Below are 14,275 nucleotides of genomic sequence, written 5' to 3' on the forward strand. Positions count from 1 at the left end.
CAGCTAAACATTGCTACTAATTTTCGTATACTGAGGGTGCAGGGAATGCACACTTAAGAGATTCATGTTGTAAACATTAAGGATGACAAGCAGTAAAGGTGGTGGGTTGTTTATTCGTTTGGTCTATGCTTTTTGAATTGGTTCTTTCAATAAACTGTTCAGAAAGAAGGCATAGCCAAACAAGCGGCAACATAAATGTATGAATGTAAGTTTACGTATTCCTTTAAACTTTGGATTCTATTTGGCTTTCTTGCTGATGTTGTTTGCTGTGCCTTTTACGCAGGGAGCCCCCAAACTTATTGAAGACGAAAAAGCTAACAATAGCCTGAATGCGGAAGTTGAAATCACTGATGCCACCAATAAAGTGAATGTGGGAGAGCATTTTCGTATTGTGCGCTTGGGTGCGGAAGTTCAACTGTCTGATATTAAGCGCTTTCAAAATTGGGACTCTTCATATTCTGCCTCTCCCTTACAGGATAATCAGGTGTTGTGGGGCAATGTCAAAATAAAGAATCACAACGCTCCTTCATCTCGTTACACCTTTGTCATTGGTAATCCCAATCTGGATTTCGTTGATATCTACATGCTGGATGCGCAAGGACGAATATTGCAGTCGGTAATGACAGGGTCTAAACGTCCTCTTGGCAATCGCCCTTTTGTGTTTCGGGAATTTGTCATTGCGTTCGACTTCCATCCTCAGGAAGAGGTTGAATTCTATTTTCGTATCAAGGAGGACGGGCCTTTGGTGTTTACTACCACCTTGTGGAAGAGCACTGCTCTAATTGCCAAAGAACAACTTAATTTGACTTTTATTGGCGTGTTTACCGGTGCGTTAGCGGTATTGGCTTGCTATTTTCTGGTGACTTATGTGCTTTTACTGAGTCCCGTACGTTTTTGGTTTGCGGTATCCAATATGATCTTCGTGCTGCTGTTCTTGAATGTTGAAGGCATTTTAGGGCAGTTGACCGGACAAACCGCCATTATGTCCACCACGACAACTGTGTTGCTTGCCCTGGCAATCTTCTGTGCAGCTAAAGTCTCTCACGCCATGTTGCATAAAGTGCCAACCTTATGGCGTTATGCCACTTATTTCGGTGCTATCGTGATGTTGATCGGTTCGGCGTTGCTTAATACCTATTGGCAAATAGAACTGTCGGCGGTGATTGGTGCATTAGTCGTGCTGATACATTTATTTCTGGCTATTCGCTATCGTAATCCGTTTAACAGCTTGCCCAATAAAATTTATGCCGCTGGTTGGGCGACCATTAGCACGGTGGTTTTCTTGTATACCTATTGGTTTTTACAAGGCTCTTTACTGACCACTTCTGACAATTTGCAATTGAGCACCTTGATGATGATGGGAGTTTTGCTCATAGGTGTGTCTGTTGAGGCGCACGAGAAAGTGCTCATTCACAACAAGCAGGAAGAACAAAGCAACGCGATTAGTGATCTTCGACGTTTTTATGATTTTTATCGCAATTCAGCAGAAGGCTTGTTTACCGCTAACTACGATGGGCAACTGATCACAGTCAACCCGGCAATGTGCAAGTTGTTTGGGTATGCCGATGAATATACCATGCTGCAACATGTGGCGTCGGTTCGCAATCTGTTCGCGAATCAACAAGAGTTGTCACTTTTGCTCGAACAACTTGCGAAAGAAGAAAATGCCATTGGTCGAGAAATCCGCGGTCTACGTCACGACAATAATGAGTTCTGGTTATCTATCTCCGTTCAGTTATGTGAAGACGGTGGTAAACACTTACTTTTTGGTTCTGTTGTGGACATTACTGAACGTAAGCAAACCCATATCAGCCTGGCTTATTTGGCTACCCATGATCCCCTAACTGGCGTGTATAACCGTCGTCACTTTGAAACCGAGCTGACGGACGCAATGAGTGACTTATGCCAGTCTGGCGGTGATATGACTTTACTGTATCTGGATTTGGACAAGTTCAAGGCGGTGAATGATACCTGCGGTCATAAAGCCGGAGACATGTTGTTAAAAGAATTGGCTCAGAAGCTTTATAGTCAGGTCGGTTCAAAAGGGCTGCTTGGACGCATGGGCGGTGATGAATTTGCCATTCTGTTAACAGGTAATAATGCACAATTGGCTGAATCGCTAGCGGCAGAATTGATGCAATTAATTCAGTTACATCGGTTTGTTTGGGAAAACCGCCCTTTCTCTTTGGGAGCCAGCATTGGGCTGGTTAACTACCATTCTGGCATCAGCAGCCCTGAGCAAATGTTAAGTATGGCGGATTCCGCTTGCTATGTGGCGAAAGAGCAAGGCAGAAACCAGATTCATTGCTATTCCTCCGATGATGAACATATGCAGCGTTATGAGATGGAACTGAATTGGCTAAGCCACATTAACGAAGCTTTGGAAGTGGGCAACTTTGTTTTGTATTTCCAGCCTTATCAGCCTTTGCGCAAGGTCGCAGAGGGCTATCACTACGAGTTGTTACTACGTATCCGTGATGAACATGGCAATGTGACACTGCCGGGTTCCTTTTTACCGGCAGCAGAGCGATATAAGCTGATTGCTAAGATAGATCGCTGGGTCATCGAAAATTACTTCAAATGGTTGTCTCAACACCCTGAGCACATGCAAGAGTTGGTGCGTTGTAACATTAATCTGAGTGGACAGTCTCTTGCTGATAACGAATTAAAACTATTCATTCTTGATGCTTTTGAACGTTATCAAATCCCCTATAACAAGATTTGTTTTGAGATTACCGAAAGCATGGCAATCGTTCGGCTGGAGGATACATTAGCCTTTATGGCCACTTTTCATGAAAAGGGTTGTAAGTTTGCGTTAGATGATTTTGGTGTGGGTTTTTCCTCCTATGAATACTTGAAAAAACTTCCTGTGGATTTGGTAAAAATTGACGGTAGCTTTGTGAAGAACATTCTCAACGATGCTATTGATATGGCGATGGTGCGTTCAATGCGAGATGTCGCGCTCGCGATGGGCATGGAAACTGTGGCTGAATATGTAGAATCAACGGATGTAATGGTCGAACTGGGCAAAATTGGTGTAGACTACGCGCAAGGTTACGGGGTTGCCGAGCCTCGCCCTCTTAATGAATTAGAAGGGTAAGTGTCGGGCAAGTGACTTCGTTATTGAAAAACCTCGAAGTGCCATTATATATGCTCTCGAAAGATAAATAGTCCTTAGTTCGAGCAAACCCCCAGAGTTATTTCGCTCCCTAATTTGGAAACAGCATGCAAGATACGCCCAAATATCAACTTGTCAGTTCAGCAAAATTACCAACCCGCTGGGGGCAATTTCGTATTTATGGTTTTGTTGAAACCGCAACTCAACAAGAGCATGTCGCTCTCACTCATGGTGAATGGCAGCCTGATGAGGTTGTGTCTATTCGAATTCATTCCGAATGTTTAACCGGTGATGCTTTATTTAGCACTCGGTGTGACTGTGGCTTTCAGTTGGAAAATGCCATGAAAAATGTGGTTGCAGAAGGGCGGGGTGTGATCCTGTATTTGCGTCAGGAGGGGCGTGGTATTGGATTGCTCAATAAAATCCGTGCTTACAACCTGCAAGACCAAGGCATGGATACTGTTGAAGCGAATGAGCATTTGGGCTTTGATGCAGATATGCGTGATTATGATATCTGTAAAGTCATGTTGGATGAGCTTAACATTCATCAGGTTCGTTTGATGACCAATAACCCTCGTAAAATTGCCGCGCTAAAAGGCATGGGCATTAATGTGGTTGAACGTTTGCCAATTGACCAAGGCATTACGGATGACAACCGCCACTATATTCAAACCAAAACACGCAAGTTAGGTCATGAGTTTGATCAGCATGTGTTTAAGACGGATCCGGCTGACGAGTAATCGCTAAAGCTATGTCTGGATGCGGCTTTTACTTCGTGACAGCCGTTTCCTTTCCGCTTCCATAGCCGCATCCTTGCGGCTTTGATATTTCCTGTATTTGTGTCTTAGTTTCCGCGTTTTTTCCAAATAGAAACCTGATTGCGTGTGAGTTGGAAGCTTCTTGCATTTAAGCGCAGCTGGGTGTCAATTTCCTGTGTATCCAGTAAGTCGAATTCGGCGTTGAGAACTTCTTGCAATCCTTCAAACGTTGTCAGGTTTTCACCATCGCGTTTTTTACCTCCTATCCAGTGTGATGATTCTGAATATTCAGGCTGCCATTGGTAGGCACTACTAACGATTAATATGCCATTGTGATTAATTCGAGAAGCAATGTTCTTTAAGCATGTGATTGGATTATAAAGAAATTCTAATAGCTGATGACAAACAATCAGGTCATAGCCATCAAACTGGGGCTTCAGATTGTGAGCATCGCCTTGAACGAAGTGGATTTTAGATACCAGTTCCGCCAAACCAAGCTTACGCAGATCGACTTCATGGAAGCTTTGCAGCTCTCCCTCTTCCGGTAAGGCGTAGCGCAGTAAGCCTTGTTCCTTAAAGTGAAGAGCATGTTGAATATGGCGTGCGGTAAAATCAATGCCATCAACATGGGCAAATTGGCGTGCCAGTTCGTAGCTCATTCTTCCTGTACCGCAGCCCAAATCTAATGCCTTGCCGAAGTTTTCACTAGAGCGAATTGCCAATTGAGCCAATTGTTGTAAGTCATTGCAGGAGGTAGAGCCAGAGCCTGAACCATAGTGATGGTGCAGCATCTGGCTGATTTCGGGCTGGGTTTCAAAGCGGTTGATGGGCTTAATCGGCACTTCTGCTGAATCACTTTCTATATATCTAAACCCGGCATGCTGGAAGAAATGACGGCGAAATGCGTAACGAGAATCTCGCGTTGCTTCGTTGCCAGTGGAAATCCAGGAGCCGCCTTTGATTAAGTTATGTAAGCCGTCAAATGTGGGCGTGGAAAAGTCATCATAAAGAGGGTGAACCTGAAAGCCGTCATAAGCGTCGATAGGGCTTTCAGTCCATTGCCATACGTTACCGATAATGTCGTAAAACTCGCCTTGGGCAAATTGGTTCACTGGGCAAGAAGAAGCATAATGCTCCAGGTTGATGTTCCCCGGAGCCGATTCCCAATAAGGTAAATCGGTGTTTAGTGTGTCGCGCATTACTTGCCATTCTGCTTCGGTTGGCAAGCGAATATGAGTTTCTTTTCTGGAAGCTAACCAGTTACAGAAGGCTTTGGCTTCCAGATAATTAACTTCAACAGGCCAATCAGCCGGAAGTGGCTGTTCGTTCAGTAGATTACGTTGCCAATACTTGCCGTCGCGATAGAGCCAAAAACGAGGCATTTTGGCTTGTGTGTAGCCTAGCCATTTTTGCCCTTCTTCAGTCCACCATTTGCCGTCTTGATATCCCCCCGCTTCTACAAACGTCATGAATTCATCGTTGCTGACAAGGTATTGGCTGGCTTTAAAATTGTTAACGGCAACGTTTTCGAACCCGTATTCGTTATCCCAGCCATAAGTGTTGTTAGATTCGGGTTTGCCCAAGCGAAGTGTTTTCCCTTGCACCGGGATTAACTGATTTTCTGGCGCTGAATGGGATTCGTTGCAACTGCGCCAATTGCTGTTAGGCGTGAGGTATTTCAAGTCCAGCATACGAATAATGACGGAGGAAGTTTCCAAGTGAATACGTTCGTGCTCAATACCCATTAAGATGAGCCAGGCGAAAGAGTCTTGGGTGATAGGGAGTGTTAAGGAGGCATCATCAATCAGTTGCAAAACCTGTGCTTTCACCTTGTGGCGATATTCTCGAACGGCAGACACAGTTGGCCATTGATAATTATCCGGTTTTAAGTCGTCCCAAGACATTTCATCCACGCCGACAGCACAGATGGATTCCAGATGCGGCTCTATGCGTTTTCGAAGGTATTTCCCCAGTATCAGTTTGTTAACAAAGAAGGTCGCCGTATGCCCGTAGTAGAAAATCAAAGGATGCCGCAACGGCTCTGGGCGCAGGTAATAGGCTTTGTCGTTGTTGATAAGGCTGAACAGGGACTCGTACAGTTCCCAGGTCTCGATAAAATAGTGTTTTAGCTCACTCCGCTTTTGTTCAATGTCTTGTCCGCTTAAAAAGGGCGGCTTGCTTAGATGAGTGAGTTTTTCGTTGTTCACGTTAGCTCCTGCATACATGGTTACTGTAATGAAATAGTTGAATTCTGCTCATAGCGCAACATCAGATGATGGATTATCTGTGCTGCTAGTGGATGGGGAGTCTGAGGCTGTAACTGTGGTTCCTCAAATTCTGTGTTTAAGTGTTTGGCTATCGTTTTTGATAACCAATAGTCTTGTTTAAACAGGGATATTGCCCCTGTTTCTTTATTATTGTCATAAAGGCTTTTGGGTAATGCTTTGGTTGTATATTGGGGGGGAAATCCGGGGTGTATCTGCCAGGATTCGATTGCTTCCAATATATTTAATAAAATGAAGAGTACGTTGAGGTAAGGGTCATAGTGCTGACTGGTTGCGCCCAATCTATGTTCTATTCGGGCAGTGCTGTGCCAGTCTTGATGATAACTCAGTACTTGATCATGACTTCCATAGAGCAAAGGGACGATACCCATATCTTGATTATGCTTACCTTTTTCTCGATATAGCGCAATGCTACCCTGATGTCCCCCTGATAATTCAAAAGGGGAACTTAATTCGGCATCCAGGCTGTAATTATGTCGTAATCCTAAACGATGAAAGGCGTCTTCTTCCGGTAAAAAAAGTAAACAACAGGCATAGCTGGTTTGTAGAAGATGCCACTGTAACCATTCGCCAAGTGATGTGGTTGCAATAAGGTTTTTTTTGTTTAAATCCTGGATGCTTACGTTTATCTGAACGGCATTTGGTATGTGAACTGGGCGGCGGTCAGTTGAAAAAATAGAGGAAGAACCTTGAATGTAGCGCCCTTGATCTCCTCCCCATACAACAGGCTTTAAAAATACTTCCTGTGCACCGCATTGCTTCATAATGCCCGGCAGCTGAAAGATGGCATTAGCTAGATGTTGGGCTTCTTCTGCGGGTGTTTGATCATGATAATGAGAGACGTATTCCCACTGATATTGCCAGTATTCCGTTTTTAATTCGCCAGCAATATTCGCCGTTTTAAGCTTTTGGTTTACCGCATGGAAATCTAACGCTTGATGTGACTTGGCTGGGCTATAAGCGCCTTCCAATTCAAAATGAACTTTGGGGATGAAACCTTGTTGCACAAGTTTTTCAGTGAGGGATTGTAGGGTTGGCAGCAAGTTGCTTTGAAAAGCGTTAGCACCTTGTTGTTGTTTCACAAAATCGTCCTGTATAGCCGTCAGTTAGCACGTTTTAGATTTATTAAATTATCTCAATATAGCCGATGCTATGCTGCTTTAACTGCGAAGTATTTCACTGATTTTAGTCCACTGTTCTTAAATATCAGTAATACCAAGACTGCCAATTTCGCTGGATGAAAATACAGTAATGATTTCGGGCTTGCAAGTAGATATTTGTAACCTGTTTTTATTGGTGACAGTAAGAATGAAAAAGGCGATGCATATAGCATCGCCTTTGAAAATCAAGATTGCTAGTGACGTTGAAGTCAGAAGCTATAAATTGATTACTTCAGGTTAGACTGAACGTAGAAAGGTACCATGCTGATAGTCGCATTCGCGCCAGCACATCTGAAACCGCTGTAAGTTTTGCCTTTTTCCAACGTGTAGCACGCATCAACGAAATCATCGTCATCAGTGTACCAAGAGCTAGGAGTAGCATCGATAACACGGTTAGTGATTTCAGCCAAAGCAGTTGCTGGTGGCCAGCCTGCCAAGCTACCAATTGCACCAACAGCAGTGATCAACGCTTGAACTAACTCTTTGTAGTTAGTGTTGCCGTCAGCTTCGTAGTAAAGCATATCTACTACTTGGTAGTTGTAGTTGCTCCAGTTGATGACCAATTGGTTTGGATAGTAAGTAGTACCATCGTGATCCAGATAAGGCATGTCAACTGCGATGATTTGAGGCTCGTTACCAGGTAGTACGCCAGTTACCAAAGAATAAATCTCTGCAGCGCCTTTGATCCACGGCTCTTGGTCATTGTTTAATCTGATGCTGGTAAGTTTCTTGGCATCATAACCTGCAGAAGGTGTGTACTCATCGAAACGCTCAGTAGAGTTACCTTTTTGCAGACCTTTAGCTTGCAATAAGCTGTTGATTTTGGCAATGCCATCTTTCATCGCGTGGTAGCCATGGTCTTCAACAACAAGTACAGGGAAGTTAGGAGCGTTATCAACGTCCATCGTTACCGTACCGCCTTTTAAGTCATAACCAATTACTTCAGTCCACTCGTTTTCATCACCAGCAGGAGGGAAAGCAATAACCAAGTCAGACATGTCGTCTGCTAAAGCACGAGTTTCTGGCATGTGTAACCATACTTCAGTGTTCTTGGTAGTGCCTGCGCCAATGTAGCGCTGGTTTTGAATTTCTGGCATCAAATTGTTAACTAACAAAGGAATTTGAGAGTTAGCAACCTGACGAACAGTCGCATTTACATTTGCGCTGTTTTGCAATTTATCAGCGAGTTGTTTAGCAATTGCTTGCTCGCTCGCAGCCATTGCATTAGATGCAGAAAGAGCACCTACGGCAGCGACAGTAGCCACAATCAAAGATTTGAATTTATTCATTGTCAATTCCTAAAAAAAGATAATTGTTTTGAATCCACTCAAACTCGGGAACTGCACGTTTTGCTCATACATTGAATAGAAACGACCCAGTAGTTTGACCGAGTCAAAAAGTTACCAATGATTGTATCAAATAGCAAACACTTAGTTGATTTTTTACCAGATGAATATCGCATGGAAAATTTAAGTGCAAAAAAATATGCGGTATATTAGCCCGGTTTTATCGTGACCTAAATCTTACGCTAAAAGACCATTTGCGCTTTTACGCAGGAGTTTATAATGACAACAAATTACAATAAAAAAGCTATCGGCGAACACCAGCTTAAGCCGGAATCATTGATGATGGGCTACGGCTATGATCCTCAATTGTCCGAAGGTTCAATCAAGTGTCCTAATTTCCAAACATCGACTTTCGTATTTAAATCAGCCAGAGACGGTAAAGATTTCTTCGATGTTGTATCTGGTCGTCGTGTTTTAGCTGAAGGTGAGCAAGCAGGATTGGTTTATTCTCGTTTTAATAACCCAACTCTGGAAATTGCCGAGAACCGTATCGCTATCTGGGATGGGGCAGAAGACTGCGCTATTACCGGAAGTGGTATGTCAGCTATTTCAACTACCTTGCTTGCCCTGTCCAGACCTGGTGATGTTATTGTTTATTCTGAGCCTATCTATGGCGGAACGGATACTTTAATTAACGGTATGTTGAAGCAGATGGGTATTCATGCGGTTGGTTTTATGTCCAGCGAAGGTATTGATGCCTACAAAGCGGCACTGGATAAAGCCAAGAGTATGGGTAATATTTCCGTTATCTTGCTGGAAACGCCAGACAATCCAACCAATAACCTGGTTGATATCGCAGCGTGTCGCGAAGTGGCTGACAAGATTGCCAGCGATCAAGACGTGGCTCCTGTTATCGCAGTTGATAACACAATGCTTGGCCCATTGTGGCAAACGCCTTTGGCACATGGTGCTGATTTGTGTTTGTACTCACTGACCAAGTACGTTGGCGGTCACTCTGACCTTGTTGGTGGTAGCTGCTCTGGTAGTAAAGCATTGATCACCCGAATCCGTAGAGTACGTAACAGTATTGGTACTACGATGGATTCCAACACCGCATGGTTGATTTTGCGTTCATTGGAAACACTGAAAATTCGTATGCAGGCTTCTAATGAAGGTGCAGCTAAAGTAGTCGCGTTCCTGAATGAGCATCCGGTTGTTACTCGTATTGATTACCCTGGACTGCTTAAGGAAAGCGATCCGCAATACGCTATTTACAAAAAGCAATGTAAAGGCGCTGGCTCTACATTCTCTTTTGAAGTTGCTGGTGGAGAAGCAAAAGCTTTTGCGGTTCTTGATAAGCTGAAGCTGGTTAAATTGGCGGTTAGCTTGGGTGGTACAGAGAGTTTGGCACAACACCCTGCTGCTATGACTCACTCCGGTGTGCCTAAAGAGCGTCGCGACATTATTGGCATTACAGAAGGCCTGATCCGTATTTCTATCGGTATCGAAGATCCTGAAGATTTGATTGCCGACTTGAAACAGGCTTTAGAAGACTAGTTTTTATAGTAGCCAATAATCAAAAAAGCTCCTCCGGGAGCTTTTTCGTTTTGGAATAGTCGTTCTTTACGCTTTTTATGCCAGTTATCGCCTGTCTTTTTTCTTTCGCACATAGAGCGTTTTATTCACTTTGGCGATGAGGTTTTTCTCTTCATCGATAATATCCACTTCGTATTCCGGCAGGTACTTGTCTCCACTGGCTGTATTGGCTTTTATTTCTTCTATTTGGCTCTCGGTAATGTGGAATCTTGCAATAACGGGTTTGTTGGTCGCTTTGACAAAATCAATATCAGCAGCCTTGTCCCACACCAAATAGTCTTTCCCTAAAATTTGGGTAAGCATTAGGCAGATGTGTGGGTCGACCATTGAATATAAACTGCCACCAAAGTGGGTGCCAAAATAGTTTCGGTTGTACCAGCGTACTCTCATAGAAACCTGCATTTCACGCCAGTCATCACTGAGATAGTCTATCTTTACGCCAGCCCCAATGTAGGGAGGATAAAAATTAAGGATACGTCTTAATAAAGGGGGAGTCATTTTCATGTTATGAATCCAGTTTCTTCTCTAGTTGCTGTGCTTTGGATAGTGCCTCTTCAAACTCATAATCACAGGCCAGCTTTCTTACCTCTTCCATATCACTTTCCCATTCGGTGTCTCTGCACATGCAGGCGAGAGTTATCGCCAGTTCTTCCGAGCTTGCATCCGCTCTTTTCAGTGCGGTCATCAGATGAGTCAGGTTCTTTTGCACCGTTTCCATATTAAAAGGTATGGATATTTGAGTAATGGGCGTGATTGCTGCATTGAATTCGCGTAGCAGAGTTTTCAGCCTGGATGATAGCACCAATGCTTTCGATATGATGGAGTCGGTCACGTTTGTACTTGTCATGCATTCTATTTCAATTTCAGCCGCTAATTCTTTTAATGAATATGCGCCTATGTATGACAGCAAGGTTTTTAGGGTATGACTACTCCGTAAGATTGCTTGTAGATCTTGTTCCCTTAATGCTTTGTCCAGCATTTCACTGCTGTCGTTGTCTTGAATGAAATCACGAACAAAATTTTCTAACAAATTACTCATGCCATTGAATCGAGCTAACGCACTGTCATGATGCAATCCGCTGATATTTCTAAATTCTTCAATGAAGGTTTTCGGTGCGTCAGTATGAACCAGGGTATTGGTTGTGCTAACCGCGCTACCTAAATATTCAGCGATGGTTTGGTAAAGTTCCCTGGGTTCTATCGGTTTGGTGATATGGTCATCCATTCCAGCAGCAATGCTTTTTTCTTTGTCACCAGCCATTGCATGTGCCGACATGGCAATAATCGGAAGCTTTTGCTTTAGATCGTTTCTAATTTTTTGAGTGGCTTTTAAACCATCCATAACGGGCATTTGTATGTCCATCAGCACTAAATCATATTGGTGTGCCCCTGCCAATTTTTGCAGCGCTTCCTTACCGTTTTCCGCCACATCAATTTCAGCTTTGGTTTCTGCGAGATAGCCTTTAGCTATTTCTACGTTCAGCCGGTTGTCTTCAACCAGTAGTAATTTCTTGCTGCTTAGATCCGGGATGGTAACTTCTGGCTTTTTCTGGTCTGGTGCTGGATTTTCTCCTTCGCGGAAAATGCTGAGTAAGGCATTAGTGATCGTCGATTTATATACCGGCTTCTCAATAAAATGGTGAATGCCAAGAGGTTCTGCCAGCGCTTTAACATCTAGTTTGTCATAGGCAGAAACCATCAGCACTCTGGGTAATTCTCCAGAGTTGGACTGAATGAGTTTTGACGCTTCAATACCATCCATCATTGGCATCTTCCAATCCATAAACACGAAATCGAAAGGCGTTTGCATCAGGTTGGCTCGTGCAACCATATCGGCGGCTTCCGCGCCATTTGATGCTTGTTCGGCTTGAATGTTGAGCTCTTTTAGAATGTGCATCAGTGATTGACGACAAGGTTCCATATCGTCCACAACCAATGCTTTGATGCTCTTGTCGGGTAATACTGGGCAATCTTGCTCTGGTAGTGCCTGCCCCTGTTCCAGACAAATACTAAATTTGAAGGTGGAGCCAATACCTTCCTCACTGGCTGCTGATATGCTACCGCCCATCAGTTCGCAAAGCTGTTTGCAGATGGCTAAACCTAATCCTGTTCCACCATATTTTCTTGTTGTCGAGGTATCAGCTTGTGTGAAGGATTCAAACAACTTCTCAGTTTTTGCTTCACTCATGCCAATGCCAGTATCTGTAATGACGAACTCCAGTTTCAACAGGTTGGGTATTTTCAGCTTTTTAACGTTAATCGAGACATAACCCGTGTCGGTAAATTTAACGGCGTTGCTCAATATATTGGTGATAATTTGTTGTAAACGTAAAGGGTCGCCGACTACCCAGTCTGGCACGTCTCTGGCGATGTGAGAAATCAGTTCTAACCCTTTTTCATGGGCACTTAAACTGACAACGCCGAAGGCTTTCTGCAACACGCTCTCAATAGAAAAGGTGGCATGTTCCAATTCCAGTTTTCCGGCTTCTATTTTTGAGAAGTCCAGAATGTCATTAATAACGCCCAAGAGTATTTCAGATGAATCCAATATTTTGGTCAGATTTGAGGATTGTTCCCGTGAAAGCTCGGTTTTTAGCGTTAATCGACTAAATCCAATGATGGCGTTAATCGGCGTTCGGATTTCATGAGACATGTTGGCGAGGAACTCGCTTTTCGCGTTATTGGCTTCCTGCAATTGATGCGTGCGCGTTTCTACTTTTTGTTCCAGTGTGGCCTTATATTCGTTCAGTTCCTTGTCGTGCTTGTCGATTTGAGACAGCATGTCGTTAAAGCCTTCTCCCAGACGGGCAAGTTCATCGTCCCCTATGATTTCTGCTCTGACCTGATAATCCTCTTTCGTGGCCACTTCATGCATTAACGATACGACGTTAAGAACTGGACTGGTAATTGACGCTTGCAAGCGTCTTGCGACAAAAAATGCCAATACGATAGAAAGAATAAAGCCTAAAAGTACGACGATAAAATGCACCAAAGCAATGCCGTACCAGTTAGACAGGTCGGCTTTTAAATAGGTGTATCCAATGACGGAATCGTCGTAAATAATGGGCTGGAATACTTCAAATGTATTCTGAGTAAACAGAGTGTGTTTTTGTAGTAATTCCGCGCTAAGAAGTGTGTTTACATGCCCTATAGGGAGAAACGCTTGCTCTTGTTCAACAGTTGTGTCTCTTGAGTAATGGGCGAATAGTTCACCGTTTTCGTCAAATATATGGGCTTCAGAAATGCCTTCCTGCTTTTGTAAGAGTTTCAGATTTTCATTAGCGGTACTGATATCTGAAAACAAGAGTGAGCCTACAGTGTTAAAACCTATCAGGGTTGCGTAATTAGAATGCTCTTTTTTCACCGCATCCCGAATATTAATGAGCTCGGAAGCGATAATTGCCAGATAGGTGGCCGACAATGCCATTGTCGTTACCAGCATAATCATCGCGATAAGTTTATGTTTGAGGTTGAGTTTCCTGAAACTGCTCATTCGGGACACTCCGTCGTTTGTAAAATTTTTGAACGTATTAGTATGCGAGAACTGATTTTTAGCCCGGATTTTCGGGTATTTAACTGATTGACTATCAGAGATAGTTTTCCGTTTTCGCTTGCGGTAATTTCTATGTCACCTTGGCATTGGCTGAAATTGGGTATGTTGCTGACTAACAAAATGCCAAATGTGTTCGTTATTTTTTTTATGTACTGGTTAGCGTCCGGGTGTTCTTTATCAACGTAAAGCAGGTGGCAATGCTGGTAATTATCAGCACTTTTCAGAGGAACCAGATTGAATGCATAGTCGTTTGAATGTCGTCCCTGATAATTCTTCAGGATGTTGTTTAATTCATCTGTTGCCAGAGTGCAGATATTGATGACAGGCTTTTCTTTATCAAATAGCCATTCTGGCCAATCTATCAAGCGACTAAAGTTAAAAATAAATGCTGATTTGAGCTTTGCTTCCGTACTGAAATGCTGAGCAGACACGCCACTGACCAAGAGCAGCAGAGTGATTGTAAGTAATATTTGTTTGCCAGCTTTCCAACGCATATTCGTTCAGGCTTGGTTTTCGCTA

The 14,275-nt window shown here is 43.4% G+C and carries 9 protein-coding genes; 3 read left to right on the top strand and 6 right to left on the bottom strand.

Going from position 1 to position 14,275, the window contains the following annotated elements:
- The first annotated feature begins 199 nt into the window (after nt 1–199).
- Together KIH87_RS01250 and ribA are read left to right on the top strand one after the other, a co-directional pair.
- Nucleotides 200–3,100, top strand: a complete 2,901-nt coding sequence (locus KIH87_RS01250) for an EAL domain-containing protein (protein WP_232359725.1) — start codon at nt 200–202, stop codon at nt 3,098–3,100.
- Between the two features lie 125 nt (nt 3,101–3,225).
- Entirely contained in the window at nt 3,226–3,858 is a 633-nt protein-coding gene (gene ribA, locus KIH87_RS01255; protein ID WP_232359726.1) for a GTP cyclohydrolase II, read from the top strand.
- A 104-nt stretch (nt 3,859–3,962) separates the two neighbouring features.
- Here ribA and ovoA read toward each other — a convergent pair whose 3' ends face one another.
- From ovoA to KIH87_RS01270, 3 genes are all read right to left on the bottom strand, one after another.
- The gene (gene ovoA / locus KIH87_RS01260; protein ID WP_408635777.1) at nt 3,963–6,083 is read right to left on the bottom strand and encodes a 5-histidylcysteine sulfoxide synthase; all 2,121 of its coding nucleotides are present in this window, start codon (nt 6,081–6,083) and stop codon (nt 3,963–3,965) included.
- Between the two features lie 20 nt (nt 6,084–6,103).
- Nucleotides 6,104–7,243, bottom strand: a complete 1,140-nt coding sequence (locus KIH87_RS01265) for a hypothetical protein (protein ID WP_232359728.1) — start codon at nt 7,241–7,243, stop codon at nt 6,104–6,106.
- A 305-nt stretch (nt 7,244–7,548) separates the two neighbouring features.
- Nucleotides 7,549–8,610: a DUF3103 family protein gene (locus KIH87_RS01270; RefSeq protein WP_232359729.1), complete on the bottom strand. Its 1,062-nt coding sequence runs from the start codon at nt 8,608–8,610 to the stop codon at nt 7,549–7,551.
- A 276-nt stretch (nt 8,611–8,886) separates the two neighbouring features.
- On the opposite strand from KIH87_RS01270, the gene KIH87_RS01275 reads away from it, so the two are divergent.
- On the top strand, nt 8,887–10,164 hold the full coding sequence (locus KIH87_RS01275; RefSeq protein WP_232359730.1) for a cystathionine gamma-synthase family protein: 1,278 nt from the start codon (nt 8,887–8,889) through the stop codon (nt 10,162–10,164).
- An 84-nt stretch (nt 10,165–10,248) separates the two neighbouring features.
- Here KIH87_RS01275 and KIH87_RS01280 read toward each other — a convergent pair whose 3' ends face one another.
- From KIH87_RS01280 to KIH87_RS01290, 3 genes are read right to left on the bottom strand one after another with little or no spacing between them, the layout of a single operon-like run.
- A complete protein-coding gene (locus tag KIH87_RS01280; protein ID WP_232359731.1) occupies nt 10,249–10,707 on the bottom strand; it encodes a DUF4442 domain-containing protein in 459 nt (152 codons plus the stop codon).
- Nucleotide 10,708: 1 nt separating this feature from the next.
- On the bottom strand, nt 10,709–13,696 hold the full coding sequence (locus KIH87_RS01285) for a response regulator (RefSeq protein ID WP_232359732.1): 2,988 nt from the start codon (nt 13,694–13,696) through the stop codon (nt 10,709–10,711).
- Entirely contained in the window at nt 13,693–14,250 is a 558-nt protein-coding gene (locus KIH87_RS01290; protein ID WP_232359733.1) for a YfiR family protein, read from the bottom strand. Before KIH87_RS01290 ends, KIH87_RS01285 begins: the two co-directional genes overlap by 4 nt.
- Nucleotides 14,251–14,275 lie beyond the last annotated feature (25 nt).

This window comes from Paraneptunicella aestuarii (genome assembly GCF_019900845.1).
GTDB lineage: Bacteria > Pseudomonadota > Gammaproteobacteria > Enterobacterales > Alteromonadaceae > Paraneptunicella > Paraneptunicella aestuarii.

What these genes read in the sequence shown, in the direction of transcription:
- KIH87_RS01285 (WP_232359732.1), bottom strand. Translation starts at nt 13,696, where the DNA reads ATGAGCAGTTTCAGGAAACTCAACCTCAAACATAAACTTATCGCGATG.
- ribA (WP_232359726.1), top strand. Translation starts at nt 3,226, where the DNA reads ATGCAAGATACGCCCAAATATCAACTTGTCAGTTCAGCAAAATTACCA.
- KIH87_RS01280 (WP_232359731.1), bottom strand. Translation starts at nt 10,707, where the DNA reads ATGAAAATGACTCCCCCTTTATTAAGACGTATCCTTAATTTTTATCCT.
- KIH87_RS01270 (WP_232359729.1), bottom strand. Translation starts at nt 8,610, where the DNA reads ATGAATAAATTCAAATCTTTGATTGTGGCTACTGTCGCTGCCGTAGGT.
- KIH87_RS01290 (WP_232359733.1), bottom strand. Translation starts at nt 14,250, where the DNA reads ATGCGTTGGAAAGCTGGCAAACAAATATTACTTACAATCACTCTGCTG.
- KIH87_RS01275 (WP_232359730.1), top strand. Translation starts at nt 8,887, where the DNA reads ATGACAACAAATTACAATAAAAAAGCTATCGGCGAACACCAGCTTAAG.
- KIH87_RS01250 (WP_232359725.1), top strand. Translation starts at nt 200, where the DNA reads ATGAATGTAAGTTTACGTATTCCTTTAAACTTTGGATTCTATTTGGCT.